Annotated in this window: 24 protein-coding genes; 6 read left to right on the top strand and 18 right to left on the bottom strand. The window is 67.7% G+C overall.

Annotated features, from left to right (window positions below; all coding sequences use genetic code 11):
* Positions 1 to 10 precede the first annotated feature (10 nt).
* The 4 genes from mreD to J2852_RS06110 form a co-directional block, all read right to left on the bottom strand.
* On the bottom strand, positions 11 to 523 hold the full coding sequence (gene mreD, locus J2852_RS06095) for a rod shape-determining protein MreD (RefSeq protein WP_209872502.1): 513 nt from the start codon (positions 521 to 523) through the stop codon (positions 11 to 13).
* Positions 520 to 1,389, bottom strand: a complete 870-nt coding sequence (gene mreC / locus J2852_RS06100) for a rod shape-determining protein MreC (protein ID WP_209872505.1) — start codon at positions 1,387 to 1,389, stop codon at positions 520 to 522. Before mreC ends, mreD begins: the two co-directional genes overlap by 4 nt.
* Positions 1,390 to 1,494: 105 nt before the next feature.
* Positions 1,495 to 2,535, bottom strand: coding sequence for a rod shape-determining protein (locus tag J2852_RS06105; protein ID WP_014240000.1), 1,041 nt, complete (start codon positions 2,533 to 2,535; stop codon positions 1,495 to 1,497).
* 385 nt (positions 2,536 to 2,920) lie between these two features.
* Positions 2,921 to 3,457, bottom strand: a complete 537-nt coding sequence (locus tag J2852_RS06110; protein ID WP_209872507.1) for a TIGR00645 family protein — start codon at positions 3,455 to 3,457, stop codon at positions 2,921 to 2,923.
* A 202-nt stretch (positions 3,458 to 3,659) separates the two neighbouring features.
* On the opposite strand from J2852_RS06110, the gene phoU reads away from it, so the two are divergent.
* Positions 3,660 to 4,364, top strand: coding sequence for a phosphate signaling complex protein PhoU (gene phoU, locus J2852_RS06115; protein WP_209872510.1), 705 nt, complete (start codon positions 3,660 to 3,662; stop codon positions 4,362 to 4,364).
* A gap of 326 nt (positions 4,365 to 4,690) precedes the next feature.
* Here the strand turns inward: phoU and ilvC are convergent, their stop codons facing one another.
* The 6 genes from ilvC to J2852_RS06145 form a co-directional block, all read right to left on the bottom strand.
* Positions 4,691 to 5,710, bottom strand: coding sequence for a ketol-acid reductoisomerase (gene ilvC, locus J2852_RS06120; protein ID WP_209872512.1), 1,020 nt, complete (start codon positions 5,708 to 5,710; stop codon positions 4,691 to 4,693).
* A gap of 153 nt (positions 5,711 to 5,863) precedes the next feature.
* Positions 5,864 to 6,370: an acetolactate synthase small subunit gene (gene ilvN / locus J2852_RS06125; RefSeq protein ID WP_209872515.1), complete on the bottom strand. Its 507-nt coding sequence runs from the start codon at positions 6,368 to 6,370 to the stop codon at positions 5,864 to 5,866.
* 29 nt (positions 6,371 to 6,399) lie between these two features.
* Positions 6,400 to 8,163, bottom strand: coding sequence for an acetolactate synthase 3 large subunit (locus J2852_RS06130; protein WP_209872518.1), 1,764 nt, complete (start codon positions 8,161 to 8,163; stop codon positions 6,400 to 6,402).
* Between the two features lie 214 nt (positions 8,164 to 8,377).
* A complete protein-coding gene (locus J2852_RS06135) occupies positions 8,378 to 9,592 on the bottom strand; it encodes an aminotransferase-like domain-containing protein (protein WP_209872521.1) in 1,215 nt (404 codons plus the stop codon).
* Positions 9,593 to 9,610: 18 nt separating this feature from the next.
* Positions 9,611 to 10,591: a tRNA (adenosine(37)-N6)-dimethylallyltransferase MiaA gene (gene miaA / locus J2852_RS06140; RefSeq protein WP_246499331.1), complete on the bottom strand. Its 981-nt coding sequence runs from the start codon at positions 10,589 to 10,591 to the stop codon at positions 9,611 to 9,613.
* A gap of 78 nt (positions 10,592 to 10,669) precedes the next feature.
* Complete coding sequence (locus tag J2852_RS06145) at positions 10,670 to 11,149, bottom strand: cupredoxin domain-containing protein (protein ID WP_209872523.1); 480 nt, start codon at positions 11,147 to 11,149, stop codon at positions 10,670 to 10,672.
* Positions 11,150 to 11,293: 144 nt separating this feature from the next.
* Between J2852_RS06145 and serB the strand changes: the two genes are divergently transcribed.
* On the top strand, positions 11,294 to 12,190 hold the full coding sequence (serB, locus tag J2852_RS06150; protein ID WP_209872526.1) for a phosphoserine phosphatase SerB: 897 nt from the start codon (positions 11,294 to 11,296) through the stop codon (positions 12,188 to 12,190).
* Positions 12,191 to 12,276: 86 nt separating this feature from the next.
* Here the strand turns inward: serB and J2852_RS06155 are convergent, their stop codons facing one another.
* The 4 genes from J2852_RS06155 to hflK form a co-directional block, all read right to left on the bottom strand.
* A complete protein-coding gene (locus tag J2852_RS06155) occupies positions 12,277 to 13,716 on the bottom strand; it encodes a DegQ family serine endoprotease (protein WP_246499355.1) in 1,440 nt (479 codons plus the stop codon).
* A 359-nt stretch (positions 13,717 to 14,075) separates the two neighbouring features.
* On the bottom strand, positions 14,076 to 14,264 hold the full coding sequence (locus tag J2852_RS06160; protein WP_209872529.1) for a DUF2065 domain-containing protein: 189 nt from the start codon (positions 14,262 to 14,264) through the stop codon (positions 14,076 to 14,078).
* 75 nt (positions 14,265 to 14,339) lie between these two features.
* Positions 14,340 to 15,284, bottom strand: a complete 945-nt coding sequence (hflC, locus tag J2852_RS06165) for a protease modulator HflC (protein ID WP_209872532.1) — start codon at positions 15,282 to 15,284, stop codon at positions 14,340 to 14,342.
* 12 nt (positions 15,285 to 15,296) lie between these two features.
* Positions 15,297 to 16,481 (bottom strand): FtsH protease activity modulator HflK, encoded by a 1,185-nt coding sequence (gene hflK / locus J2852_RS06170; RefSeq protein WP_209872536.1) that lies wholly within the window; start codon positions 16,479 to 16,481, stop codon positions 15,297 to 15,299.
* Between the two features lie 179 nt (positions 16,482 to 16,660).
* On the opposite strand from hflK, the gene apbC reads away from it, so the two are divergent.
* Positions 16,661 to 17,812 (top strand): iron-sulfur cluster carrier protein ApbC, encoded by a 1,152-nt coding sequence (gene apbC / locus J2852_RS06175; RefSeq protein ID WP_209872539.1) that lies wholly within the window; start codon positions 16,661 to 16,663, stop codon positions 17,810 to 17,812.
* Between the two features lie 46 nt (positions 17,813 to 17,858).
* Here apbC and J2852_RS06180 read toward each other — a convergent pair whose 3' ends face one another.
* A complete protein-coding gene (locus J2852_RS06180; RefSeq protein WP_209872541.1) occupies positions 17,859 to 20,891 on the bottom strand; it encodes a PAS domain-containing protein in 3,033 nt (1,010 codons plus the stop codon).
* 233 nt (positions 20,892 to 21,124) lie between these two features.
* Between J2852_RS06180 and J2852_RS06185 the strand changes: the two genes are divergently transcribed.
* On the top strand, positions 21,125 to 22,903 hold the full coding sequence (locus tag J2852_RS06185) for a monovalent cation:proton antiporter-2 (CPA2) family protein (RefSeq protein WP_209872544.1): 1,779 nt from the start codon (positions 21,125 to 21,127) through the stop codon (positions 22,901 to 22,903).
* A gap of 3 nt (positions 22,904 to 22,906) precedes the next feature.
* On the opposite strand, the gene J2852_RS06190 is transcribed toward J2852_RS06185, so the two are convergent.
* From J2852_RS06190 to J2852_RS06200, 3 genes are all read right to left on the bottom strand, one after another.
* Positions 22,907 to 23,704 carry an ABC transporter ATP-binding protein gene (locus J2852_RS06190; RefSeq protein ID WP_209872547.1) on the bottom strand — a complete coding sequence of 266 codons (798 nt, stop codon included), beginning with the start codon at positions 23,702 to 23,704 and terminating at the stop codon, positions 22,907 to 22,909.
* A complete protein-coding gene (locus tag J2852_RS06195; protein ID WP_209872550.1) occupies positions 23,701 to 24,588 on the bottom strand; it encodes an ABC transporter permease in 888 nt (295 codons plus the stop codon). The genes J2852_RS06190 and J2852_RS06195 overlap by 4 nt, the downstream gene beginning before the upstream one ends.
* A gap of 157 nt (positions 24,589 to 24,745) precedes the next feature.
* Positions 24,746 to 25,711: an ABC transporter substrate-binding protein gene (locus J2852_RS06200; RefSeq protein WP_209872554.1), complete on the bottom strand. Its 966-nt coding sequence runs from the start codon at positions 25,709 to 25,711 to the stop codon at positions 24,746 to 24,748.
* A gap of 79 nt (positions 25,712 to 25,790) precedes the next feature.
* Here J2852_RS06200 and J2852_RS06205 point away from each other — a divergent pair, with 79 nt between their 5' ends.
* Together J2852_RS06205 and J2852_RS06210 are read left to right on the top strand one after the other, a co-directional pair.
* A complete protein-coding gene (locus J2852_RS06205) occupies positions 25,791 to 25,979 on the top strand; it encodes a hypothetical protein (protein WP_209872557.1) in 189 nt (62 codons plus the stop codon).
* A gap of 54 nt (positions 25,980 to 26,033) precedes the next feature.
* Positions 26,034 to 26,411, top strand: a complete 378-nt coding sequence (locus J2852_RS06210) for a DUF983 domain-containing protein (RefSeq protein ID WP_209872559.1) — start codon at positions 26,034 to 26,036, stop codon at positions 26,409 to 26,411.
* Position 26,412: the final 1 nt, after the last annotated feature.

A 26,412-nucleotide genomic window follows, 5' to 3' on the forward strand; every position in this document is an offset into this window, starting at 1 on the left:
ACGGGGGTGCTCACCCTTGCAGGAAGGCGCGGTGCACGCGGATCAGGAACCACGCCACGGCCGGGAACATCGCCATCGTCAGCAGCGCCTGGAACAGCACCGGGTTGAACGGCAGCACGGTCGCGTTCAGCGCCGAAAAGGCCAGCCACTGGATGCAGGCGACGCCCAGCATCACCATGGCGAACCCGAACCACATCAACGCGAATGTGCTGGACATCAGCACCCGGCGCTGGCTCAGCACCGCCCAATGCACGATCACCAGAACCAGCGCGTTCACGCCCAAAGGTCCGCCGGTCAGCAGATCCTGCAACAGGCCGATCAGGAAGGCCGTGCTGGGGCGCATCAGGTCCGGCCGGTGGATCGCCCAGTAGTACACGGCAATCGCCGTCAGGAACGGCGCCACCGGGGCGTAGGACGGAAGCGGCACCGGCACGAGGCCGAGCAGCACCAGCATCACGGTCACGGCAAACGGGGCGAGGTTGCGGCCCGTCTTGTCCAGCCGTTGCCAGAGGGTAAGGGTCATTTCCAATCGTTGGACGCGTCCGCTTCGCTTCCGGGCAGGCCGAAATCGATGAGCCGCAGATGCTCCACCCGCGACAGGTCGGCGTTCGGCTGCACGCGCACGCCACGCTCGCCCACCGAGGCGACGACGCCCACGGGGAGGCCCGGCGGGAACAGCCCGCCATGGCCGGAGGTCACCACCCGCTCGCCCACCTGGATCGGGGCCTCGGGCGGCAGATAGAGAAGACGGGTCTGGTCGGAGTTGTCGCCGGCCATCACCGCGCGCTGGCGCGAGCTTTCCAGCACCACGGGGATCCGCGCGTTGATGTCGGTCAGCAGCAGGATGCGCGACGACCACTCCCCCACCTCCACGACGCGGCCGACGAGGCCGGCACCGGCGATGGCCGCCTGCCCCTTGCGCACCCCGTCGCGGCGGCCGGCGGTGACCACCAGCGCACGCAGGAAGGAGGAGCCGGGCGCCGCGATGACGCGGGCGGTGATGAAGGAGGAGGATGGTTCCGGAACCGCGCGCAGCAGGGAACGGAGGCTGTTGTTCTCCGCCTCCAGCCGCAACGCCGCCTGCTTCCACTGGAGCAGACGCGCGTTTTCCGCCTTCAGCCGCTGGTTTTCCTCGAAGGCGTTCTGCACCTCCACCACCGACTCCACGACGTGCGCGGCGGTGGCGGCGGGGCGGGAAATGGCTTCGAGGATGGGCGCGAAGGCGTCGGTGACGCGGGCGCGCGCGTTGTCCACGGACAGCGCGTCGATCTTGCCCACCATCATCAGGGCGATGGAGGCGAGCACCAGAAGAAGAAAGGAGAAACGCTGGGCGAGCGCCCGGAGCGGGGCGGCAAGGCGTACGACGGATCCGGAGGTGCGAGGCTTCACAGGATCATCCCGTCCAAGTACCGGTCGAAGTACGCGGCCTGCCTCCGGCGCGCATTATCCCAGGGATTTCAGGCGCCGGAGGTATCCAACCGAGGAATACACCAATCAGTAAGCGCTGACCAAGACGTTTCGGAGCGTCTTCATCTCCTCCAGCGCGCGGCCGGTGCCGAGCGCGACGCAGGAGAGCGGGTCGTCGGCGATCGACACCGGCAGGCCGGTGGCGTGCCGCAGCACGAAGTCCAGATTGCCCAGCAGCGCGCCGCCGCCGGTGAGCACGATGCCCTTGTCCACGATGTCGGCGGCCAGTTCCGGAGCGGTGTGCTCCAGCGCCACCTTCACCGCCTCGACGATGGCCGACACCGGCTCCGCCAGGGACTCGGCGATCTGCCGCTCGGAGATGATCAGCTCCTTGGGCACGCCGTTCATCAGGTCGCGGCCCTTGATCTCCAGGATGCGGCCCTCGCCGTCTTCCGGCGGGCAGGCCGACCCGATTTCCTTCTTGATCCGCTCGGCCGAGCCTTCGCCGACCAGCAGATTGTGGGTGCGGCGGATGTAGCCGATGATGGCCTCGTCCATCTTGTCGCCGCCCACGCGCACGGAGCGCGAATAAACGATGCCGCCCAGCGACAGCACGGCCACCTCGGTGGTGCCGCCACCGATGTCGACGACCATGGAGCCGGTCGGCTCGGTGACCGGGAGCCCGGCACCGATCGCAGCGGCCATGGGTTCCTCGATCAGGAAGACCCGGCGCGCGCCGGCGGCCTCGGCCGATTCCTGGATCGCTCGGCGCTCCACGGCGGTGGAGCCCGACGGCACGCAGATGATGACCTGCGGGCTGGCGAAGCTGCGCCGGTTGTGCACCTTGCGGATGAAGTGCTTGATCATCTCCTCGGCGACTTCGAAGTCGGCGATGACGCCGTCGCGGAGGGGGCGGATGGCCTGGATGTTGCCGGGCGTCCGGCCGAGCATCATCTTCGCCTCGTCACCGACGGCGAGGACCTGCTTCTTGCCGCGCACGTTGGCGATGGCCACGACGGAGGGCTCGTTCAGAACGATGCCTCGGCCCTTGACATACACCAGGGTGTTGGCCGTCCCCAAATCGATCGCCATGTCGGCGGAAAGCACGCCGAGGAGTTTGGAAAGCATGGACCCGACTTACTCTTCAATGCGGTTGAGACGGCCTTGGCGATGGTGTGGAGAACCACGTCCGCCAACGGTTCCATAGACGAATGCCCCTTTCCGCTCAAGCGGAGAGTGCAACCGTGAAGCCTGACCCGGACACTGGACCAGCCCTCTTGCGAGGGCCGGCCCGAGAGGACCGTCAGGCCCCGAAGTCCCGGCGAAGCGCCGTGCTCCGGTGCCTGCGACACTGGCGGATCAGGGTTAATTTTCCGTCAACGGAAGGATCGAAACCTTCGCCCGCCGGCCAATGGCCCCGCTTGCGCCGGTCGTATCTCTAGGCCGAATCCCGGCCAGCCGCAACGGCTTTGTGGCCGCTTCAAAGGCTGGGGCACGGGCCGCCGGCGGGCATTTATTTGTGGTTACCACCGCCGTTGCCATGGCCGTTCGCGTGCTTGTGGTGCCCTTCCAGCCGATCCATCAGCGCCAGCAGAACGCCTGAAACGACGAAGGTCATGTGGATGATGACCAGCCACATCAACTCGTCCTGGCTGACGTTCTTGATGTTCATGAAGGACTTCAGCAGATGGATGCCCGAGATGGCGACGATGGAGGCGATGAGCTTCAGCTTCAGGCCACCGAAATCGACCTTGCCCATCCAGTCCGGCCGATCCTCGTGGTCGGCCACGTCGATCTTGGAGACGAAATTCTCGTAGCCGGAAAAGATCACCATCAGCAGCAGGTTGCCCGCCAGCGACAGATCGATCAGCGTCAGCACCGCCAGAAGGACGTCCTTCTCCTGCATTTCCAAGACGTGCGGGAAAATATGCAGAATTTCCTGCCCGAATTTGATCAGAAGCATCAGCAGCGACACGACGAGGCCCAGATAGAACGGGGCCAGAAGCCAGCGGCTGGCAAAGATGATCTGTTCGAAACGGCGTTCGATCATGGCGGTCGGCGTCCGTGATGTTTGGATGAGGTGCGGCGGGATGGTCTTTGCTGCACCCGCGTTCTGCCATTTCGGCGGTGCAAAATCAACCGCTTGCCGGAGGCGGTGAACGCTGGTCTTCCCCGGCGCAAAACGGTAACGTCGCGGAATATTTCCGCTTTTGGGCCGCCAGTCTCCGGTCCGTGTCGAAAGGTTTGAACCGATGAGGAACCCCGCCCCGCACATCGTCACCGCCTTCGAGGACGCCATGAAGCGCCTGAAAGCGAGCATCGTGCAGATGGCGGGCGCGGCCGAGGCGCAGATCGACCAGGCGCTGGCCTGCCTCACCCAGCGCAACCCGGACCTGGCGCGGGAGATCGTGGAGTCCGACGCCCGCCTCGACTCGTACGAGCATGAGATCGAGGCGCACTGCATGCGCATGCTGGTGCTGCGCCAGCCGGTCGCCGATGACCTGCGCGAGGTGATCGCGGCGCTGAAGATTTCCGGCAACCTGGAGCGCGTGGGCGACCACGCCGCCAACACCGCCCGGCGCGCCGCCGCCATGGCGAGCTTCCCGGAGACGGCGCCCATCGCCGCCCTGCCGACGCTCGGCCGGCTGGTGCGCGAGCGGCTGACCACGGTGATCGACGCCTATGTGGACGGCGACGTGGAGGCAGCCCTGCGCGTCTGGCGGTCCGACGACGAGGTGGACGAACTGTACACCAGCCTCTACGAGGGCATCGTGCGCTCCGCCCAGAAGTCGCCGGAGATGTTCGAGGCGCACATGCACCTGCTGTTCATCGCCAAAAGCCTGGAGCGCATCGGCGACCACGCGACCAACATTGCCGAGGTCGTGCATTTTGTCGCCACCGCCCGCCCCCTGCTGGACGAACGCCCCAAGGCCGACCGCTCGCGCGGGACGACCTGACGCCGACCAACCTGTAAAGGCGGAAATCCTGGCCGAACAGGCACCAATTTGTCATTCCCGCGAAGGCTCTCAGCGGATCGGCGATCCGCCGGACGCCGTCAGCGCTGGCTACGCCAGCGCGAGAGGCGGGAATCCAGTCCGTCCAAGGGCTTACCCGTCAAACGTCTGGATCCCCGCCTGCGCGGGGATGACGGTGAGGGAAGGTGGTCGTTGGCTGAAAAGCCCAGGCAATAACCTTCCCGCCCTGGCATGGGAGGGAAACACCCCCACAAACGAAAAAGCGCGCCGCAAGCGGCGCGCTTTTCCTTTGAACAAAGCGGAGACGCTCAGTTCTTGGACTTGTCCACCAGACGGCGCTCGGCGATCCAGGGCATCATGGCGCGCAGCTTTTCGCCGACCTGCTCGATCGAGTGCTCGGCGTTGCGGCGGCGGGTCGCCTTGAAGGACGGCTGGCCGGCCTTGCACTCCAGCATCCAGTCGCGGACGAAGCGGCCCGACTGGATGTCGTCCAGAACGCGCTTCATCTCGGCCTTGGTCTCGGCGGTGATGATGCGCGGGCCGGTCTTGTAGTCGCCGTATTCGGCGGTGTTGGAGATCGAGTAGCGCATGTTGGCCATGCCACCCTCGTACATCAGGTCGACGATCAGCTTCACTTCGTGCAGGCACTCGAAGTAGGCCATCTCCGGAGCGTAGCCGGCCTCGGTCAGCGTCTCGTAGCCGGCCTTGATCAGCTCGGTCAGGCCGCCGCAGAGCACGGCCTGCTCACCGAACAGGTCGGTCTCGCACTCTTCCTTGAAGGTGGTCTCAATGATGCCGGCGCGACCGCCGCCGATGGCCGAGGCGTAGGACAGGGCGATGTCCAGCGCGTTGCCCGAGGCGTTCTGGTGAACGGCCACGAGGCAGGGGACGCCGCCGCCGCGCTGGTACTCACCGCGCACGGTGTGGCCGGGGCCCTTCGGGGCGATCATGAACACGTCGAGGTCGGCGCGCGGCTCGATCAGGTTGAAGTGCACGTTCAGGCCGTGCGCGAAGGCGAGCGCGGCGCCCTCCTTCATGTTCTTCGCGAGGTCGTCGCGGTACAGGTCGGCCTGCAGCTCGTCCGGGGTGAGGATCATCACCACGTCGGCCCAGGCGGCAGCCTCGGCCGGGGACATGACCGTGAAACCGGCGCCTTCGGCCTTCTTGATGGTGGCCGAACCCGGACGCAGGGCGATGCGCACATCCTTCACACCGCTGTCACGCAGGTTGTTGGCGTGGGCGTGGCCCTGACTGCCGTAGCCGACGATGACGACCTTCTTGCCCTTGATCAGGTTCACGTCGGCATCACGATCATAATAGACGCGCATGGTGGTGCTTCCTTGGATTTTTCAGGCTGGTGACGCGGGTTTTTGCGCAGCGGAATTACTCCACCGGCGGTAAGGCCGCGTCAAGCAAAACGCCGTGAGTCCGGTGATGAAAGACGGCGGGCCACCGCGACCCGCCGCCGTGATGGGCCGGGATCAGAACCCGGCGGCTCCCTTCGACATGGCGACGACACCGGTGCGGCTGGCCTCGACGAGGCCGAGCTGGGCCATCAGGCCGACGAAATCGTCCACCTCGGCGGTCGTGCCGGTCAGTTCGAACACGAAGGAGGTCAGCGTGGCGTCCACCACCTTCGCCTTGAAGATGTCGGCCAGACGCAGCGCCTCGATGCGCTTCTCGCCGGTGCCCGCGACCTTGACCAGCGCCAGTTCGCGCTCCACCGAGGGGCCTTCGTCGGTCAGGTCGTGGACCTTGTGGACGGGCACGAGGCGGTCGAGCTGGGCCTTGATCTGCTCGACCACCATGCGGGTGCCCGAGGTGACCAGCGTGATGCGCGACAGGTGGTCGGCGTTGTTCACCTCCGCCACCGTCAGGCTTTCGATGTTGTAGCCACGGCCGGAGAACAGGCCGATGACGCGGGCGAGCACGCCGGGCTCGTTGTCCACCAGCACGGCGATGGTGTGCTTTTCGATCTTCTCTTCCACGATCCTCACTCCCCTATCCCGTGCTGCGCTTACACCAGAACCATGCCGTCTTCCGGCGTGGCGTCGGACGGGCTGTCATCCGGGCCGAGCAGGATTTCGTTGTGCGCCTTGCCGCCGGGGATCATGGGGAAGCAGTTTTCCTTCTCGTCCACGGCGATGTCGACGATGACCGGGCGGTCGGTGACCTCCAGCATCTTCTGAATGACCTGATCGACCTCCTCGACCTTGGTCGCGCGCAGGCCGACGCAGCCCCAGGCCTCCGCCAGCTTCACGAAGTCGGGCAGCGCCTCCGAGTAGCTCTGCGAGTAGCGCGAGCCGTGAAGCAGCTCCTGCCACTGGCGCACCATGCCCATGTACTTGTTGTTCAGGATGAAGATCTTGACCGGGGCGCGGTACTGAACGGCGGTGCCGATCTCCTGCATGTTCATCAGGAAGGACGCCTCGCCCGACACGTCCACCACGATGGCGTCCGGGTGCGCGAGCTGCGCGCCGATGGCCGCCGGCAGGCCGTAGCCCATGGTGCCCAGGCCGCCGGAGGTCATCCAGCGGTTCGGCTGGTCGAAGGGCAGGAATTGGGCGGCCCACATCTGGTGCTGGCCGACCTCGGTCGTGATGTAGTGGTCCTTGCCGCGCAGGGCCTCGCGCAGGCGTTCCAGCGCGTACTGCGGCTTGATGACCGATTCAGTGCGGTTGTAGTTCAGGCAGTTGCGGGCGCGCCAGCCTTCGATCTGGCCCCACCACGCCTTCAGCGCGGTCTGGTCGGCGCGCTTCTGCTTCGCCTTCCAGAGGCGGAGCATGTCCTCAAGCACCGCGCCGCAGTCGCCGACAATGGGGATGTCCACCGCAACGTTCTTGTTGATGGAGCTGGGGTCGATGTCGACGTGGATCTTCTTCGAGCCCGGCGCGAATTCCGACAGCTTGCCGGTCACGCGGTCGTCGAAGCGGGCGCCGATGTTGATCATGACGTCGCAGTTGTACATGGCGAGGTTCGCCTCGTACGTGCCGTGCATGCCCAGCATGCCCAGCCACTGCTGGTCCGACGCCGGGAAGGCGCCCAGGCCCATCAGGGTCGAGGTGATCGGGAAGCCGGTGGTCTTCACGAACTGCGTCAGCAGCTTGGCCGCGAACGGGCCGGCGTTGATGACGCCACCGCCGGTGTAGAAGATCGGCCGCTTGGCCGAGGCGATCAACTCGATGGCTTCCTCGACGCGGGCGATCTCCGGCTTCACCTGCGGGCGGTAGGTCTTGTGCTTCACCTCGGTCGGCGGCACGTAAATGCCGTCGGCGAACTGCACGTCCTTCGGCAGGTCCACCACCACCGGGCCGGGACGGCCGCTGCGGGCGACGTAGAACGCCTCGTGCAGCGTGCGGGCCAACTGGTTCACGTCCTTCACGAGGTAGTTGTGCTTCGTGCAGGGACGGGTGATGCCGGTGGTGTCCGCTTCCTGGAAGGCGTCGTTGCCGATCAGGTGCGTCGGCACCTGACCCGACAGGCAGACGATCGGAATCGAATCGCACAGCGCGTCCAGCAGGCCGGTCACCGCGTTGGTGGCGCCGGGGCCGGAGGTCACCAGCACGCAGCCCACCTTGCCGGTGGAGCGGGCGTAGCCTTCGGCCGCGTGCACGGCGGCCTGTTCGTGCCGGACGAGGATGTGCTTGATGTCGTTCTGCTGGAACAGGGCGTCGTAAATGGGAAGTACCGCGCCGCCCGGATAGCCGAAGATGATGTCTACGCCCTGATCCTTCAGGGCCTTGATGACGATCTGCGCGCCGGTCAGCTTCTGTTCGGACATGACATACGACCTTCCTGATGGGGCCCCTCGTTCCACGGGCGGCCCTGTTCCTTCGCGGTTCCGGTCCTGGCCTTGAGGCAAAACAACGGCTTAGCCCAAAAGATCAGGACCGGGAGCGGCAACCTAGACAATTCACATGTCCGTGGTCAACCCATTTTGCGAATGTTCGAAAAGCTTTTTTGACGCAGCTTTTCCGAATATTTCGCGTTTCGGGTTACGCCGCGACCGTCTGCAGAAGGCCAGTCAGGCGGCGGATGCCCTCGCGGATGCGCTGCGGGTTGGTCGCCGAGAAGCTGAGGCGCAGCGTGTTCTTGCCCGACCGGTCGGCGTGGAAGGCCGAGCCGGGGACGAAGGCCACGTTCGCCTCCCGGATGGCGCGCTCCAGCAGCGCGACGCCGTCGGTGCCCTCCGGCAGCTCGATCCAGACGAACATGCCGCCCTGCGGCTTGGTCCAGGTGACGCCTTCGGGCGCGAACTCCTCCAGCGCCGACAGCATGGCGTCGCGGCGCTCCTTGTAGGCGACGCGCAGGCGGCGGATGTGGGCGTCGAAGATCTCCGACACCACGTCGTGCAGGATGACTTGGTTGATGGTGCTGGTGTGCAGGTCGCCGGCCTGCTTCATCAGGACCAGCCGGTTGATGACCTCGGCCGGGCCGTTGATCCAGCCCACGCGGAAGGCCGGCACCATCGTCTTGGAGAAGGAGCCGCAATAGATCACGTTGGTGATCTTGCCGCCGTTGCGGGCGGCGTCCAGCGCCACGATGGGCGGCAGCGGCTCGCCGTCGTAGCGCAGCTCGGTATACGCGGCGTCCTCGACGATCGGCACGCCGTGCTTGGCGCAGAGGTCCAACAGCGCCTCGCGCCGGGCCAGCGACACGGTGGTGCCGTTGGGGTTCTGGAAGTCGGGCACGAGGTAGAGGAACTTCGGCTTCTGCTCCAGCGCCGCCTCGACGGCGGCCAGTTCCGGCCCTTCCTCGTCCATCGGGACGGAGAGGTAGGACGGCTCGTAGGGCGAGAAGGCCTGGAGGGCGCCGAGGTAGGTCGGGCGCGTCACCAGAATCTTGTCGCCGGGGCCGATCAGCAGCTTGCCGATGAACTCCAGACCCTGCTGCGAACCGCTGGTGACCACCACCTCGTCCAGGCCGGCCTTGATGGCGTGGCGGCCCATGTAGGCGCAGATCCACTCGCGCAGCGGCGTGTAGCCCTCGGAGATGGTGTATTGCAGCGCGCCGCCGGCCCCAGCGTTGGACTGGAACAGCTTCTCATAGGCGCGGGCGATGGCCGAGGTCGGGAAGAAGTCCGGGTCGGGGATGCCCCCGGCGAAGGAGATGATTTCCGGCCGGTCGACCAGCTTCAGCAGCTCCCGGATCTCCGAGGCGCTCATGCCGCCGACGCGGCCCGCAAACACGTGTGCCCAATCGACCGTCACTTTCAATCCTCCTACGGCTCAACGACGCAACGTCGTTTCAAGATAGGTCAGTATTACGTCACTATTTTCGGATGCATAGAGCGAATTCACCGTATGGCAGCCATGCGCCGACGATTCCGGCGGGCGTGCGGCCAGCTGGTGCCGGAACCACGTCACCTGACGCTTGGCGTAGCGCCGGGTCGACTGCTGCGCCAGGGCCACGGCCTCGGCCTGTGACAACTCTCCGTGCAGGTGGCGGCGCAGTTCCGGCACGCCCAGCGCCTTCATGGCCGGCAGGTCGGGATCGAGGTTCCGTGCGTCCAACCGCCGCACCTCGTCCAAGGCCCCCTGCCCCATCATGACGACGAACCGGCGGTCGCAATTGGCGTAGAGCGCCTCGCGTGGCGGGTCGATCACGATGACGGAGAAGCGCAGCCCCTCCGGCGCGCCGTCGGCGGTCTGGGTCTGCCAGTGGGACAGTGGGTGGCCGGTGGCCTCCAGCACCTCCCAGGCGCGGGTCAGGCGCGTGGTGTCGCCGGGATTCAGCTTGGCCGAGGCCGGGTCGCGACGGACAAGGTCTTCGCGGAAGGCTTCGCCGCCCAATTCCCTCAGGCGGGCGTGGGCGGCCTTCCGGATGTCGTCGGGGATGGCGGGAACGGCGCTGAGGCCCTGCATCAAGGCGCGCAGATACAGGCCGGTGCCGCCGACGACGATGGGCAGGCGCCCCGCCGCGTGGGCGGCGTCGATCTCGGCCAGCGCCATGGCCCGCCAGCGCGCGGCCGAACCGCGTTCGGAGGCCGGGAGGACGCCGTAGAGGCGGTGCGGCGCGCGGGCCAGATCCGCCGCGCCCGGCCTTGCGGTCAGCACGTCGAGGTCGGCGTAAAGCTGCATGCTGTCGGCGTTGATCACGGTGCCGCCCAGCGCCACGGCGATGTCGAGCGCCATGCCCGACTTGCCCGACGCCGTCGGCCCGCCGATCACCACCACATCTCTGTCCCGTGCCCTGTCCTGAGCCATCATGTTCGCCCGTTTCGCCTGCCGGACCAGCGTATGGCAGGGGAACAGGCCGGCGCGCAAGCTGTGGCTAACGCACGGCGCCTAACGCACGGCAATGGTCCCCGACATGCCGAAGGCGGTGTGCAGCGGCTCCTCGCAGGTCAGCGGGTAGGTGCCGGCCTGCACGGGCACGAACTCCACCACGTAGGTTTCCCCGGCGGGAACGACGAGGTTCACCAGGGCCGGCGTTTCGATGACCTTCTGGGGCGTGGTCACGCGGCGCGCGGCGATGGCCTTGAAGAAGCCTTCGGACGTGAAGGTGTGCGACTTCTTACCGACATTCTCCAGGGACAGGCGGTAAGGCGTTCCCTGGTCGAAGCTGAGCCGCTCCGGCTGGAAGGAGTACTCGTCCAGGCGCACGGTCACCGGCGTGGCCTGCTCCCAGTTGACCGCCGACACGCGGGACGCGACATCGCCGACATAACCGGGGGGCGGACGCTGGGCCAGTTCGGTGTTGGCGCAGGCGGAGAGAAGAAGAACGGCGAGAAGGGCGGAGGCCAGACAGGTCATGGCGCGGATCATGGCGCGATCCTCCTGAAGGTTTTTGTAGGGAACGCGGAAGGTGGCGGGTCGGCTCCATGATGGTTGGTGGCCGCAACGGTTGGCGGCCACGCCCCGGCTGTGCTAGGGAGCGGCCGCGCGCCCTCCACGCAGGAAGTCCTTTCCATGAACGCTGTCGTCACGCTGATCGCCGCCACCTCCGCCGCCCTGGACGAGGACGCGGCCCACGCCGCGCGGTCCGCGCTGGCCTCGCTGGGGGCGGACGCCGGAAAGCCGGATTGGCTGGCGCCCGGCCGCGCCTGCGATATCGCCTTCGGCGGTCTGGCGCCCGAGCAGGGCGAGGCCGCCGTGCGGCAGGCGCTGGGCGGAATTCCGGTGGACGTAATCGCGCAAGGGGCCGCGAACCGGAAGAAGCGTCTGCTGGTCGCCGATATGGAATCGACGATCATCGAGCAGGAGATGCTGGACGAGCTGGGCGACTATGTCGGCCTGAAGGACCACATCGCCGACATCACCGCCCGCGCTATGAACGGCGAGATCGACTTCAAGGCGGCGGTGCGTGAACGCGTCGCCCTGCTGAAGGGTCTGAACGAAAGCGTCATCGACGAGGTGTGGCAGCGCGCCACCCTGATGCCGGGTGCCAAGGCCCTGGTCGCCACCATGCGCGCCAACGGCGCCACCTGCGTGCTGGTGTCCGGCGGCTTCCGCTGCTTCACGGAGCGGGTGAAGGATTGGGTCGGCTTCGACGACGACCGGGGCAACGTGCTGGAGGTCGTGGACGGCGTGATGACCGGCAAGGTCGTGGAACCGATCCTCGACAAGGACAGCAAGCTTCAGGCGCTGCTCGCCTACGCGGGGGAACGCCACATCCCGACCGCCGAGACCATGGCGGTGGGCGACGGCGCGAACGACCTGCCGATGCTCCTGGCGGCCGGGCTGGGTGTCGCCTACCACGCCAAGCCGTCCGTCGCGGCCGAGGCGCGTGCGCGGGTGGACCACGGCGACCTGACGGCGCTGCTGTACGCCCAGGGCTACCGCGCCGGGGAAATCGTCGAGGGGTGAGCAAGCCCCTCTCCCGCCCTGGGAGAGGGAAACAAAAAGCCCCGGCGGTTTCCCGCCGGGGCTTTTTGTTTTGAGCGTTCGCCCGATCAGCCCTGGCCGAGCGGGATGGCGACGAAGCGCAGGTCACCGTGGCGATCCACCAGCAGCAGGATCGACTTCTTGCCCTGCTCCTTGGCCTTCTGGATCTTGGCGGCCACGTCTTCCGGCTTGCGGACCTCTTCCTGGCCGACCTCGATGATGACGTCGCCGGGGCGCATGCCCTTCTCGGAAGCCGTGGAATTGCCCTGAACCTCGGTCACGACCACGCCCTTCAGCTCGGGCTTGATCTCGAACTGCTGGCGCAGTTCGGGGGTGATGTTGGTCAGCTTCAGGCCCAACGCCTCGGTCGGCTTCTGCGCCGGGGTCTGCTGGGGCTGGCGGCGCTCCTCCGGAACGGCGGCGAGCAGGCCCGATTCCTCGGCGGCCTCAAGCTCACCCACCTTGACCTGAAGGTTGACGGCCTTGCCCTTGCGCCACACCTCCACCGGGACCGCCTTGTCGATGGCGGTGTCGGCGACGACGCGCGGCAGGCGGCGCATCTCGTTGATTTCCTTGCCGTCGAACTTGGTCACCACGTCGCCGGCCTGGATGCCGGCCTTGGCAGCCGGACCATTCGGGGTGACCGAGGCGACCAGCGCGCCCTTGTGGGCCTGGAGGCCGAGGCTCTCCGCGATTTCCGGGGTCACGCCCTGGATGCGCACGCCGAGCCAGCCGCGGCGGGTCTTGCCGTAATCCTTCAGCTGCGCGACCACCGACTTAGCGAGGTTCGACGGAATGGCGAAGCCGATGCCGACCGAGCCGCCCGACGGCGAGAAGATCGCGGTGTTGATGCCGATGACCTCGCCGTTCAGGTTGAACATCGGGCCGCCGGAGTTGCCGCGGTTGATCGAGGCGTCGGTCTGCAGGAAATCGTCGTACGGGCCGGCGTTGATGTCGCGCTGGCGGGCCGAGATGATGCCGGCCGTCACCGAGCCGCCGAGGCCGAACGGGTTGCCGATGGCCAGAACCCAGTCACCGACGCGCATGGCGTCCGAATCGCCGAAAGGCACGGCGACCAGCGGGTGGTTGGTCTTGATCTTCAGCAGCGCGACGTCGGTCTTCGGATCCTTGCCGACCAGTTCCGCCTTGATGTTGGTGTCGTCCTGAAGGATGACGGTGATCTCGTCGGCGTCCTGGATGACGTGATTGTTGGTGACCACGTAGCCGTTCTTGGCGTCGATGATGAAGCCGGAACCGAGCGAGGTGGACTTGCGCTGCTGCTGTGGCTGATCCTGCTGCTGGCGGTCGAAGAAGTCGCGGAAGAACTCCTCGAACGGCGAACCCGGCGGGAACTGCGGCATCTCCGGGCGGGCGCCCGGCTGGCGCTGGGGAGCGGCCTGGCTGGTGGAGATGTTGACCACGGCGGGAAGCAGCTTTTCGGCGAGGTCGGCAAAGCTGTTGGGAGCCTGCCGCGCCTGAGCCGCCGCCGGGCTGGCGACGGCGATCATCAGCGCCCACAGGAGAGCGGCAATCAGGGGAAGAACACCCGCCCAGAGGATCAGACGGTTGCGCCGGTCGTCAACGACCGCGACGGCAGCGCGCTTGGTGCGATTGTTATGGTTCAACTCAGCTCTCCCTGCCGGACGTCCGGCCGCGATTTCGTCCCGATTGGGGTGCGGACCGGGGGCGCTCACCCGATCCGTGTAGCGGATGTAGGCCCCGTACGGCACCGCTTCAAGCGACCGCACGCGGGCCGGCCGCTGCACGGCGGGCGGGCGAGTGTATGGGCACAAGTATGGCCGGAAAATGACGCGCGGGTCCATAGATCACGCGAAGAATCAGGCCACTGGACTTCACGCGGAAACATTCACGGAGCGCGCAGCAGCCAGACGAGGCCGACGCCGATCACGGCGGCGGTCAGCCCGGCGATGCGGAGCTGGTTTTCCGGCAAAGCCAGGGCTTCGGCGATGACCCGGCGCATGGTGGCGGGAAACATCGCGTAGAGAAGGCCCTCGATCACAAGGACGAGGGCCAGTGCGGTGAAGAAGTCGGTCATGGATTTGTTTCAGGTGAAGACACTTGCCCCCACCCTAACCCTCCCCCGCATTCGCAGGGGAGGGAATTCGAGACCTTACTGCGAGGCCGTCGCCGGGGCCGGCGAGGTCGGGCGTTGCGGGGCCGGGGTGCTGGTGGGGGCCGGAGCGCCCTGCCCGCCGCCGCTGGCGTCGCCGAAGTAGCGGAAGAACTCGCCGCTCGGGGACAGCACCATGGTGGTGTCGTCCTTGTTCAGCGACTTCCGGTACGCTTCCAGCGTCCGGTAGAAGCTGTAGAACTGCGGATCGACCGAGGTCGCTTCGCCGATCAGCTTGATCGCCTGGTTGTCGCCCTCGCCGCGCAGGACCTGCGAATCGCGCTGGGCCTCGGCCAGGATGACGGTGCGCTCGCGCTCGGCGCGGGCGCGGATCTGCTGGGACTGCTCCTGACCCTGCGCGCGGGCCTCCGCCGCCTCGCGTTCACGCTCGGACCGCATGCGGGCGAAGATCGACTGGCTGGTCTCCTCCGGCAGGTCGGCGCGGCGGATGCGGACATCGACGATCTCGATGCCGAAGCGCTGGGCCTCGCTGTTCACCTGACCGCGGATGTCGTTCATCACGCGGGGACGCTCGTCGGAGAGGATGGCGAGCAGCGTTACGCTGCCGAGAACGCGGCGCAGCGCCGAGTTCACGATGGCGTTCAGGCGCGTCTCGGCCACCGCCTCGGTTCCGGCGGACTGGTAGAAGCGCAGCGGGTCGAGGATGCGGTAACGGGCGAAGGCGTCCACGTCCAGGCGCTTCTGGTCGGCCAGAATGACCTGCTCGACCGGCGGGTCGAGGTCGAGGACGCGGCGGTCGAGGATGCGCACTTCCTGGATGAAGGGGATCTTGGCTTTCAGGCCCGGTTCGCGGATGACGCGCATCGGCTCGCCGAACTGGAGGACGAGGGCCTGCTGCGCCTCGTTCACCGTGAACAGGGAGGCCGAAGCAACGATGCCCGCGGCGAGGATGCCGATGCCGGCGAACAGAAGGGTACGGTTCATGGCGTCGCCTCCTCAGCGGTTCGGCTGCTGGCCGGGCTTGGCCGGCACGGTGGCGGTGGGTGCCGCCGCGGCGGGCGCCGGCTGAAGCTGGCCGAGCGGCAGGTAGGGCACGACGCCCTGGGCGCCCTGCGCGTTGCCGTCGATGATGACCTTGTGGGCGCCGCGCAGGATCTCTTCCATCGTTTCCAGATACATGCGCTTGGCGGTCACGTCGCGGGCCAGCGAGAAGGCCTCGTACACCTTGCGGAAACGCTCGGCGTCACCCTGCGCCAGGCTGACGACCTGCTCGCGGTAGGCCGAGGCCTCCTGGATCAGGCGTTCCGCCTCGCCTCGGGCGCGCGGGATGATGTCGTTGCGGTAGGCTTCCGCCTCGTTGCGGGCGCGTTCGCGGTCGGCGCGGGCGCGCTGCACGTCGTTGAAGGCGTCGATGACGGGCGCCGGCGGGTCGGCCTTCTGCAACTGGATCTGCGTCACCTCGATGCCCGCCTGATATTCGTCCAGCATGGCCTGGAGCAGCTGGCGGGTGGAGGTTTCGATCTGCTGGCGGGCCTCGGTCAGGGCGGGCTGCAGGTCGGTGCGGCCGATGACCTCACGCATCGCGCTTTCAGCCGCCTTCTTTACGGTGACCTCGGGCTCGCGAATCTTGAACAGATACTGGCCCGCGTCCTTGATGACCCAGAAGACGGTGAAGTCGATGTCGACGATGTTCTCGTCGCCGGTCAGCATCAGCGATTCGTCGGAAACGTCGCGATCGCCGCGCCGTCCCTCGCCGGCCGAACGGTAGCCGATCTCGATTCGGTTGACGCGCGTGACCTTCGGCAGAAGCACCGTCTCGATGGGCGCCGGCAGGTGATAGCGCAGACCCGGCTGTTCGGTGCGGACCCACTGGCCGAAGCGCATAACCACGCCCTGCTCGTCCGCCTCGACCCGGTAGATGCCGCTGGCAAGCCAGATGGCGGCGAGCAGGCCGACGACCAGCGCGATGCCCCGGCCACTGCCGACGCCGCCGGGCATGACCCGCTTCAGGCGATCCTGGCCACGGCGCAGCAGATCCTCAAGGTCGGGCGGCTGCGGGCCGCCACCGCCCCCACCTCCACCGCCGCCACCCGGCGGACGACCCCACGGATTCGGGCCGCCGCCCGGCGGAGGTCCCCAGGGGCCGCCACCGCCACCCCCACCCTGATTGGTCCAAGGCATTCCGTTCGTTCCCCTTCGCGCTCTCTCGTTCCTGGACCGATCCCTTGCCGGTATGAGCTTGCCGGATGGTTCGGTCCCTTTACCATTATTGCCCGACGGCCCTATAGTGCCTCTCCCTTCGGAGAGGATTCCACCGACGGATATCCGCCAATATCGGGAAGGCAGCGGAGTTTTCAACCATGGCGCAGGTCAGCGAAGCTCAAGTCCTTGATGCTCTCAGGACCGTGATCGATTCGGACCGGGGCAAGGACATCGTCAGCCTCGGCATGTTGTCGGGCCTTGTGGTCCGGGACGGCAACGTCGCCTTTTCCATCGAAGTGGACCCCAAGCGCGGCGCCCAGGCCGAGCCGGTGCGCCACGCCGCCGAGAAGGCCGTGGAAAGGCTGCCGGGCGTTCTGTCGGTCACGGCCGTCCTGACGGCCCACCGCGAAGCCGGTCAGGCCGCCCCGCAGCAGGCGCATCAGCATGGCGGTCATCAGCACGGCGGGCACGGGCACGCCCACGGCGGCGCCGGCGAGCAGAAGGCGCTGGTTCCGGGCGTGAAGGCGATCATCGCGGTCGCTTCGGGCAAGGGCGGCGTGGGCAAGTCCACCACGGCCAGCAACCTCGCGCTGGCCATGGCGGCGAACGGGCTGAAGGTCGGCCTGCTCGACGCCGACATCTACGGCCCCTCCATGCCGCGCATGCTGGGGATATCCGGCCGGCCGACCAGCCACGACGGCCGCATCCTGGAGCCGATGGAGAACTACGGCATCAAGGTGATGTCCATGGGCTTCTTGGTGGCCGAGGACACGCCGATGATCTGGCGCGGGCCCATGGTGATGAGCGCGCTACAGCAGATGCTGCGCGACGTGAACTGGGGCACGCTGGACGTGCTGGTGGTGGACATGCCGCCGGGCACCGGCGACGCACAGCTGACCATGGCGCAGCAGGTGCCGCTGGCCGGCGCGGTCATCGTCTCGACCCCGCAGGACATCGCGCTGCTGGACGCCCGCAAGGGGCTGAACATGTTCCGCCGCGTGGACGTGCCCGTCCTCGGCATCATCGAGAACATGAGCTATTTCTGCTGCCCCAACTGCGGCCACCGCAGCGACATCTTCAGCCATGGCGGCGCCCGCAAGGAGGCAGAGACGCTGGGGATGGAGTTCCTGGGCGAGGTGCCACTGCACATCGACATCCGCGAGACCTCCGACCAGGGCCAGCCCATCGTGGTCTCCCAGCCCGAATCGGAGCACGCCAAGGCCTACCGCCGGATCGCCACCCGCGTCTGGGAGAAGGTCTCCGGCGACCAGGGTCCGGTCCGCGCCGCACCGCGCATCGTGGTGCAGTGAGAGAACGCCGAACTCCCTCCCCCGTAGAGAGAGGGAGTTCGGCGCCTCACGCGTCTTCCAGGAGCCTGACCAGATCCTGGCTGCGGATCGGCTTGCGCAGCAGTTGGGCGCCGGCGCGGCGGGCCTGCGGCTCGATGTCGTCGGCCGGGTCGCCCGTCACGATGCAGACCTTGACGTCGTCGCCGAGCCGTTCGCGAACGGCTCGGATGACGGCCAACCCGTTGGCGTCGCCGGGAAGCCGATAGTCGGAAATCACCAGATCCGGGTCGAGATCGGCATCCTCGGCCAAGGCCATCGCCTCGGCCGCGCTCTCCACGCTCACCACGTCGCAGCCCAGTTCGTCCAGAACCAGCGCCATGGCCGCCGACACCAGCGGGTCGTCCTCGACCACCCACACCCGCTTGCGCGTCGCGCCGGAGGGCTTCGCGGCGGACGCCGTCACGGCCTGCCCCGGAAATGCGGAGGTCCCGGCGAGCGGCACGCTCACCTGGAAGCAGCTGCCGCGCCCCGGCGTGCTGTCCAGCCCGAGGGGATGGTTCAGCAGATCGGCCGTCCGCTTGGCGATGGCGAGGCCCAGACCATGGCCGCCGTCGCGCTGCCGTGCCGGGTTGGCCAGCTGGAAGAACTCCTCGAAGACGCGCCGCTGGTCCTCCGGCGGGATGCCGGGGCCGGTGTCGTGCACCTCGATCCGCAGGACATCGCCGCGACGGCGGCACCCGACGAGCACCTTGCCCGACTCCGTGTAGCGAATCGCGTTGGACACGAGGTTGCGCAGAATCCGCTCCAGCAGGGGCGCGTCCGTCATCAGCACCCCCCGGCTGGGCACGACGCGCAGGTCCAGCCCCTTCGCCTTCGCCATGCCTGAGAAATCGGTGCGCAGCCGTTCCAGAATCGGCGCGGCGGGGACGGGTTTCACCTCGATCTCCACGGCGCCGCTTTCCAGCTTGGACAGGTCGAGGAGCGCGTTGAACAGCTCGATCATCGCGTCGAGCGAGGTCTGGATCTGGGGCACCACGGTCTTGCCCACCTCATCGACGTGTGTTTGCAGCACGCCCAGGAACAGGCTCATGGCGTTGAGCGGCTGGCGCAGGTCGTGGCTGGCGGCGGCGAGAAAGCGGGACTTGGCCCGGTTCGCCCGCTCCGCCTCCAGCCGGGCAGCGTGCAGGGCCTGCTCCGCCCGCTTGCGGTCGTCGATGTCCGCCGCCGACCCCATCCAGCGGCGGATGTCCCCGTTGGCATCACGGACGGGAAAGGCGCGCACCACGAACCACCGATAGCCGCCGTCGGCCATGCGCACCCGGCATTCATCCTCGAAGACCGCCCCGGTGCGGCCGCTGCTCGCCCATCGCTGGAGGTAGCGTTCGCGATCGTCGGGGTGCAGAACCGCCGTGCCGTAGGTGCTGGCCTCCTCAGCCATGGAAAGCCCGGTCAGATCGTAGAAGCGCTGGTTGTGATACTCGCAGGTCCCGTCCGACCGTTGAATGAAGAGGATGTCGGGCACGGAGTTGGCCATGGTCCGGAACCGCTCCTCGGATTCGCGCAGCGCCCGCTCCATCCGCCTGCGCTCAGTGACGTCGCGCAGTACGCCGAGATATCGCGGCGCCAAGTCGTCCGGCGACGGCATGACCTCTCCCCGCGAGGAGATCCAGCGCACCGTTCCATCCGGCCAGCGCACGCGGTATTCGATGTTGACGTGGCCGCCGCTGCTCGCCGCCTCCCGGAAGACCCGCCGCACCTCCACGGCGTCCTCCGGATGGACGCGGGCGTAGAACTCCTCCCCGTCCCGTTCGACGCCGTCCAGGGGAAAGCCGAACATCTCGTCCACCAGCGGAGAGCGGATAAACCGCCCGCTTCGCAGGTCGTAATCGGCCATGCCCATCGCGGCGCTTTCCAGCGCGATCCGCAGGCGCGCCTCGCTGGTCGTCAGCGCCTGTTCGCGCGCCAGCAACTCCTCAGCCATCCGGTCGTAGGCATCGCCCAGCAGCCGAAGCTCGGCCGCACCCGCCTCCGGCACCGTCGAGCGCACGCGCAGATCGCCGTGCGCCAGACGCTCCGCCTGCTGCATCAGGCTGCGCACGCCCCGCAGGATGAGGAAATCGGCCGCCGCCCAGAACACGGCCATGGACAGCAGGATGACGGCGGCAAGGACGGCCAGCCGGTCCCGCAGGTCGCGGTCGAGGTCAGCGTCGATCGTCGCGGCCGGGATGTAGGCGGCGATGTGCAAACCGCCCAGCATGTCGTCGCGCGTGACGAAACTGGCCAACACCCGCACACCGTTCGGGTTGAGGTACTCGCCGCGCCCTTCCCGCCTTTCCGCGACGAGTTCGCCGAGCGGAGCGGCAACAGAACCGGGAGAGGCGGCGGGCGACGTGCCGGCCGCCGGCAGTTGGGCGAGGATGGATCCCCGACTGTCGAACAGGACCAGCCCGGCGTTGTCCTTGGGGACCGCCTTGGCGAGTTCCGCCTGAAACCAAGCCAGGTCCAACCCCGTGTTGACGATGCCGATCGCGTCGCCGGACGGATTCAGGATGGGCAGGGAAAAGACGATGATCCGCTGGCCGGATATCGGTCCGGTGGCGACGGGGCTGACCAATGCGATCCGGCTGGAGAAGGCGTTGAGGAGCGCCGGGTCTCCGGAAACGTCCAGCGGCCGTCCGATCGGCTGGGAGCTGCAGGTGATGCGCCCCCGCGCGTCCACCCGCGTGAAGGCGGTGTATTGCCGATACTGGGTCGCGACACGGGCCAGCGTTTCGGAACAGGCCGCGTCATCCCCGCTTCGCACCGCTTCGATCTGCGACAGGGCGCGGAGAATGTCGTGGGTTGCCTGGAACAGGACCGACTTCACCTGCTCGGCCCCGTCCACCCGGTCGCTCAGCATGTCCAGTTCATGCTGGAAACGTTCCTGGCGGTTCTTGACCTCCATCACCACGCCGTGGGCGACGATCGGCAGCAGGAGCAGAAGGAACAGAATCCACAGCCGCACCCCGGTGCGACGATGCAGGGGGATGCCCAGAGCGGCGGTTTCCGCCGCCCGTCTCCGCCCCGTCAGGAGCGAAACTTCGGGAATCGCACGCACCATCACCGCCTCGACCGGGGTTGTCGTCCTCAGACAGAGGGTTTCGGTCATAATACTGCAGCAATGCCCAAGTCATTGAAATTAACGCCATAGCATCCCGGCCGTCATGCATACTTGAGTATGCCGAACCGCGTAGCACGAGAACGCTTTTCCGATCCGGGGCTTGGCCCCGTGTTCGCCGCACTATCGCCGCCGCCCCATATACTCACCCGAATGCAAAGGCCGGGGCGGGGCGCATGTCGGATCTCATCACACTGGTGGTTCTGCTGGCGGCGGTGGTGCTGGCCGTGCCGGTGGCCAAGCGCCTCGGCTTCGGGGCTCCGCTGGGCTATCTGGCGGCGGGGCTGGTCATCGGGCCGGGCGGCTTGGGGCTCGTGACCGACGTGGAGGCCATCGCCCACGTGTCGGAACTGGGCGTGGTGATGCTGCTGTTCCTGATCGGGCTGGAGCTGCGGCCGGCGCGTCTGTGGGTGATGCGCAAGGCCGTGCTGGGGCTGGGCGGCGCGCAGGTGGTGGTGACGGGTGCCGTGATCGCCGGGGCCGCCGTGATGCTGCTGAAGCTGCCGCTGGCGGCCTCGGTGGTGATCGGGTTCGGGCTGGCGCTGTCCTCCACCGCTATGGTGCTGCCCATGCTGGCGGAGCGGGAACTGCTGACGACCAACGCCGGGCGCAGCGCCTTTTCCATCCTGCTGTTCCAGGATCTCGCCATCATCCCGGCGGTGGCGCTGCTGCCGCTGCTCGGAAACGGGGGTGAACTGCCGGATGCCGACGGGGCGTGGGTGGCGGTCGCCAAAGGGGGGCTGGCCGTCGCGGCGATCCTGATCGGCGGGCGCTATCTGCTGCGCCCGGTGTTCCGGGCGGTGGACGCGGCCAAGACGCCGGAGATCTTCACGGCGACCGCCCTGCTGATCGTTCTGGGCACGGCGGAGCTGGCGGCCTGGGCGGGCCTGTCCATGTCGCTGGGCGCCTTCATGGCCGGGGTGCTGCTGTCCGACAGCGAATACCGGCACGAGGTGCAGGCCGACATCGCGCCGTTCGAGGGGCTGTTGCTGGGGTTCTTCTTCGTGTCGGTGGGCATGGGGGCGGACATCAAGGCGCTGATGGCCGAGCCGATGCGCTTCCTGGCGCTGGCGCTGGGGCTGATGGTCCTGAAGGCGGCGGTGCTGTTCGGGTTGGCGCGCGCGTCCGGGCTGCGGTCGGGCGGATCGGCGCGGCTGGCCTCCGTGCTGAGCCAGGGCGGCGAGTTCGGCTTCGTGCTGTTCGGGCTGGCGGTGGCGGTCGGCGCCATGACGGCGGAGCAGTCGGCGGCGGCGATGCTGGTGGTGACGCTGTCGATGATCGCGACGCCCTTTATCTTCTCCGCCGAGGAGCGCTGGCTGGCGCCCCGCCTCATCAAGCGCCCGGTGCGCCCGTTCGACGCCATCGATGGAGACGAGGAGCCGCCGGTCATCATCTGCGGTTTCGGGCGGGTCGGGCAGATCGTCGGGCGCGTGTTGCGCCTGCGCGGCATCCCCTTCACCGCGCTGGAGCAGAGCGCCGCGCAGGTCGATTTCGTGCGCCGCTTCGGCAACAAGGTCTATTACGGCGACCCGACGCGGGAAGACCTTCTGCGCGCCGCCGGAGCCGAGAAGGCCAAGGTGCTGGTGGTCGCGCTGGAGGACATGGAACAGTCGCTGCGCGTGGTGGAGATCGCCACGCGCCATTTCCCCCAGCTGACCATCCTGGCCCGCGCCCGCAACCGGCGGCACGCCCACCACCTGATGGACCGGGGCGTGCGCCACATCGTGCGCGAGACCTTCGATTCCAGCCTGCGCCTGACCGGCGACGTGCTGCGCACGTTGGGCCTGCCGGAGGACGAGGCGCGTCACACGGTCGAGACCTTCCGCGCGCATGACGAGCGCACGCTGATCCGCCAGCACGCCGTCCACCATGACGAAAGCCGGCTGATCCAGTCCTCCCGGCAGGCCGCCGCCGAACTGCAAGCCCTGTTCGAAGCCGACCGGGAGGAGCGGTAGATCTCAGCCGATCAACAGGCTGTCGTCGGTGATGTCCTCGCCGCCGCGCTGCCTAGCGAACAGGGCCAACAGATGCGGCACGTCGAGGCCGGCGCGCTCCTCGCCCGAAACGTCGAGCACGATCCGGCCCTCGTGCAGCATCACCGTGCGGTCGCCGTAATCCAGCGCCTGCCGCATGGAGTGGGTGACCATCAGCGTGGTCAAGCCGTTCTCCTGCACGATGCGGCGGGTCAGGCCCAGCACGAACTCCGCCGTTCCGGGGTCGAGGGCGGCGGTGTGCTCGTCCAGCAGCAGGATCTTGGAGCCGGACAGCGTCGCCATCAGCAGGCTGACCGCTTGGCGCTGGCCGCCGGACAGCAGGCCCATGCGGTCGTGCAGTCGGTTCTCCAGCCCCAGGCCAAGCTCCGCGATGCGGTCGCGGAAGTGGTGGCGGCGATCGTGGCCCAGCGCGAGGCCGAGGCCGCGCTTGCGCCCGCGCGATGCCGCCAGCGCCATGTTCTCCTCGATGGTCAGGGCGGTGCAGCTGCCGACCATCGGATCCTGGAAGACGCGGGCGACGAGGCCGGCGCGCTTGGGCGTTGCCCAGCGCGTCACGTCGATCCCGTCGATGGAAATGCTGCCTTGCTCCGCGATCACGTCGCCGGCCAGCGAGCCCAGGAAGGTGGACTTGCCGGCGCCGTTGGAGCCGATGACGGTGACGAACTGCCCTTCCGGAATGGTCAGATCCACGCCGCGCAGGGCGTGCTTTTCCAGGGGCGTGCCGCGGCCGAAGGTGACGTGGATGTCGTTGACGGTGATCATCGAGCTGCCCCCGCCTTCTTGAGCCGCACGCGCGGCAGGATCAGGGCAACCGCCACCAGAAGGGCGGTGACGAGGTTGAGGTCCGACGCCTGGAGGCCGATCACGTCGGCCGACAGCGCCAGCTGCACGGCGAGGCGGTAGAGGATCGAGCCGACGACGCAGCCAACCAGCGCCCACAGCATGGCGCGGGCGGGCAGCACCGTCTCGCCCACGATGACGGCGGCGAGGCCGACCACGATGGTGCCGATGCCCGTGGTCACGTCGGCGAAGCCGTTGGTCTGCGCGAACAGCGCGCCGGCGAGGCCGCACAGGCCGTTCGACAGGGCCATGCCCGTGTAGATGTGGAAGTCGGTCTGGACGCCCTGCGCGCGGGCCATGCGCGCGTTGACGCCGGTCGCCCGCATGGCGAGGCCGAATTCCGACGCCAGGAAGCGGGCCAGCAACAGCACCACCACCACGACGACCAGCAGCACGACCAGCGGGCGCACCACATGGTCCGGCAGGCCAAGGCCGTAAAACGGCGTCAGCACCGTATCCTGCATCAGCAGCGCCACGTTCGGCCGCCCCATCACGCGCAGGTTCACGGAGAACAGCGCGATCATGGTCAGGATGCTGGCGAGCAGGTGCAGGATCTTGAAGCGTACGTTCAGTGTCGCGGTGACCAGACCGGCGACGGACCCCGCCAGCGCGGCGGCGATGCTGGCCAGCCATGGGTTCACCCCGGCGACCAGCAGAGTCGCGGCCACGGCGGCGCCCAGCGGAAAGCTGCCGTCCACCGTCAGGTCGGGGAAGTCGAGCACGCGGAACGACAGGTACACGCCGAGGGCGACCAGCGCGTACACCAGCCCAATCTCGACCGCCCCGAAAAAGGCAATTTCACTCATTCAAAGCCCATGAGTTCCCTCGGTGGGCCCCCACCCTAACCCTCCCCCACCTTCGGCGAGGGAGGGAACTCAAGCCCCTTCCCCCGCCGAAGGCGGAGGAAGGTTGGGATGGGGGCTCATTGCGGAACCTTTCACATCAAAAGTTGCTGCTCGGACGTTACTGCCCGACCACCTTGGTCGCGCGTTTGGTCACAGCCTCGGGGATGGTGACGCCCATCGCCTCGGCGGATTTCGGATTTACGAACAGATCGGTGCCCTTGGCGTAGGTGGCCGGGATGTCGCCGGGCTTCTCGCCCTTCAGGACGCGGACGACGACCTCGCCGGTCTGGCGGCCGACCTGACGGTAGTCGAAGCCGATGGAAGCCACCGCACCGCGCGCAACGCTGTCGGTGTCGGCGGAGAAGACCGGCAGCTTCGACTGCTGGCCGACGGCGACGACGCTCTCCAGGGCGGAAACGACCGTGTTGTCCAGCGGCACGTAGAGCGCGTCCACCTTGCCGACGAGGCTGCGGGCCGCCTGCTGGGCGTCGGCGGACTTGGTGGCGGTCGCCTCGGTCACGGTCAGGCCGGCTTTCGTGGCCTCGTCCTTCAGGGCCTTGACCAGGGAGACGGAGTTCGGCTCACCGGGGTTGTAGAGCACGCCAAGGCGCTTCACGGCCGGCACGATCTCGCGGATCAGGGCGACGTGCTCGCCGACCGGGGCCATGTCCGACACGCCGGTGACGTTGCCGCCGGGCTTCTCCATGCTCTTGACCAGCTGGGCGCCGACCGGGTCGGTCACGGCGGTGAAGACCACCGGAATGTCGCGGGTGGAGGCCGCCACGGCCTGGGCCGAGGGGGTGGAGATCGGAACGATCACATCCGGACGGGAACCCGCGAACTGGCGCGCGATCTGCGCGGCGGTAGCGGGGTTGCCCTGGGCGCTCTGATACTCGACCTTCAGGTTCTGGCCCGGCGTGAATCCGGCTGCCTTCAGCGCGTCCACCACGCCGTCGCGGGTGGCGTCCAGCGCCGGATGCTCGACGATGGCGGTGATGGCGACGGTCTTGGTCTGGGCGTACGCCACCGAGGTCGTCAGGGCGACAGCCGCCGTGGCGGCGAGGAACAGGCGGGTGATCTTCATGGCTCCAACCTCTCCGGGAGTGGTTATCCTTCCCGTAGACGCCGCGGCCCCTTACGTCAACTGCTCGGAGCAGGATGCAATGAGTAAAGATCCTCGCGAGGCCCGAATCCGCGAATTGGAGCAGGCCATCGCCGACATCGCGGCCGAAGCGCACGCCGCCTCATACGCGCTGTGCGCCCATGAACTCCAGATGCGGCTGGAGAACATCGCCCGCCGCGCTGAGGCCGTGCACAAGGAAGAGCCGCCCACCCAACCGTCCGCGACGTGAACTTGCGACCGCCGCTCCCCATATGACGCGAAACGCGAGGGAGAGGCGAAGGACATGGCGACCGGACCGGAGTCCCGATCCAAGATCTCGGCGGCCTTGCGCGGGCTGATGGGCAGCTGCCCGGCCTGTGGGCGGGGCCGCCTGCTGAAGAGCTACCTGAAGCCGGTGGACCGCTGCGCCCACTGCGGCGAGGAGTACGGGCATTTCCGCGCCGACGACGCGCCGCCTTGGATGACCATCCTGATCGTCGGCCACATCGTCATTCCGCTGCTGCTGTCCTTCGAACAGAACTACCAGCCGGCAGCCTGGGTGCATTTCGCCATCTGGCCGGCGCTGACCCTGCTGCTGACGCTGGTTCTGCTGCCGCGCTGCAAGGGCGTGGTGCTGGGCCTGCTGTGGAGCACCGGCGCGCCCGGTTCCGAGCGCGCCTGAC

This window comes from Azospirillum soli (assembly GCF_017876165.1).
GTDB lineage: Bacteria > Pseudomonadota > Alphaproteobacteria > Azospirillales > Azospirillaceae > Azospirillum > Azospirillum soli.

What these genes read in the sequence shown, in the direction of transcription:
- mreD (WP_209872502.1), bottom strand. Translation starts at nt 523, where the DNA reads ATGACCCTTACCCTCTGGCAACGGCTGGACAAGACGGGCCGCAACCTC.
- J2852_RS06105 (WP_014240000.1), bottom strand. Translation starts at nt 2,535, where the DNA reads ATGCTTTCCAAACTCCTCGGCGTGCTTTCCGCCGACATGGCGATCGAT.
- J2852_RS06110 (WP_209872507.1), bottom strand. Translation starts at nt 3,457, where the DNA reads ATGATCGAACGCCGTTTCGAACAGATCATCTTTGCCAGCCGCTGGCTT.
- phoU (WP_209872510.1), top strand. Translation starts at nt 3,660, where the DNA reads ATGAGGAACCCCGCCCCGCACATCGTCACCGCCTTCGAGGACGCCATG.
- ilvC (WP_209872512.1), bottom strand. Translation starts at nt 5,710, where the DNA reads ATGCGCGTCTATTATGATCGTGATGCCGACGTGAACCTGATCAAGGGC.
- J2852_RS06130 (WP_209872518.1), bottom strand. Translation starts at nt 8,163, where the DNA reads ATGTCCGAACAGAAGCTGACCGGCGCGCAGATCGTCATCAAGGCCCTG.
- miaA (WP_246499331.1), bottom strand. Translation starts at nt 10,591, where the DNA reads ATGATGGCTCAGGACAGGGCACGGGACAGAGATGTGGTGGTGATCGGC.
- J2852_RS06145 (WP_209872523.1), bottom strand. Translation starts at nt 11,149, where the DNA reads ATGATCCGCGCCATGACCTGTCTGGCCTCCGCCCTTCTCGCCGTTCTT.
- serB (WP_209872526.1), top strand. Translation starts at nt 11,294, where the DNA reads ATGAACGCTGTCGTCACGCTGATCGCCGCCACCTCCGCCGCCCTGGAC.
- J2852_RS06155 (WP_246499355.1), bottom strand. Translation starts at nt 13,716, where the DNA reads ATGATCGCCGTCGCCAGCCCGGCGGCGGCTCAGGCGCGGCAGGCTCCC.
- J2852_RS06160 (WP_209872529.1), bottom strand. Translation starts at nt 14,264, where the DNA reads ATGACCGACTTCTTCACCGCACTGGCCCTCGTCCTTGTGATCGAGGGC.
- hflC (WP_209872532.1), bottom strand. Translation starts at nt 15,284, where the DNA reads ATGAACCGTACCCTTCTGTTCGCCGGCATCGGCATCCTCGCCGCGGGC.
- hflK (WP_209872536.1), bottom strand. Translation starts at nt 16,481, where the DNA reads ATGCCTTGGACCAATCAGGGTGGGGGTGGCGGTGGCGGCCCCTGGGGA.
- apbC (WP_209872539.1), top strand. Translation starts at nt 16,661, where the DNA reads ATGGCGCAGGTCAGCGAAGCTCAAGTCCTTGATGCTCTCAGGACCGTG.
- J2852_RS06180 (WP_209872541.1), bottom strand. Translation starts at nt 20,891, where the DNA reads ATGGTGCGTGCGATTCCCGAAGTTTCGCTCCTGACGGGGCGGAGACGG.
- J2852_RS06185 (WP_209872544.1), top strand. Translation starts at nt 21,125, where the DNA reads ATGTCGGATCTCATCACACTGGTGGTTCTGCTGGCGGCGGTGGTGCTG.
- J2852_RS06190 (WP_209872547.1), bottom strand. Translation starts at nt 23,704, where the DNA reads ATGATCACCGTCAACGACATCCACGTCACCTTCGGCCGCGGCACGCCC.
- J2852_RS06195 (WP_209872550.1), bottom strand. Translation starts at nt 24,588, where the DNA reads ATGAGTGAAATTGCCTTTTTCGGGGCGGTCGAGATTGGGCTGGTGTAC.
- J2852_RS06200 (WP_209872554.1), bottom strand. Translation starts at nt 25,711, where the DNA reads ATGAAGATCACCCGCCTGTTCCTCGCCGCCACGGCGGCTGTCGCCCTG.
- J2852_RS06205 (WP_209872557.1), top strand. Translation starts at nt 25,791, where the DNA reads ATGAGTAAAGATCCTCGCGAGGCCCGAATCCGCGAATTGGAGCAGGCC.
- J2852_RS06210 (WP_209872559.1), top strand. Translation starts at nt 26,034, where the DNA reads ATGGCGACCGGACCGGAGTCCCGATCCAAGATCTCGGCGGCCTTGCGC.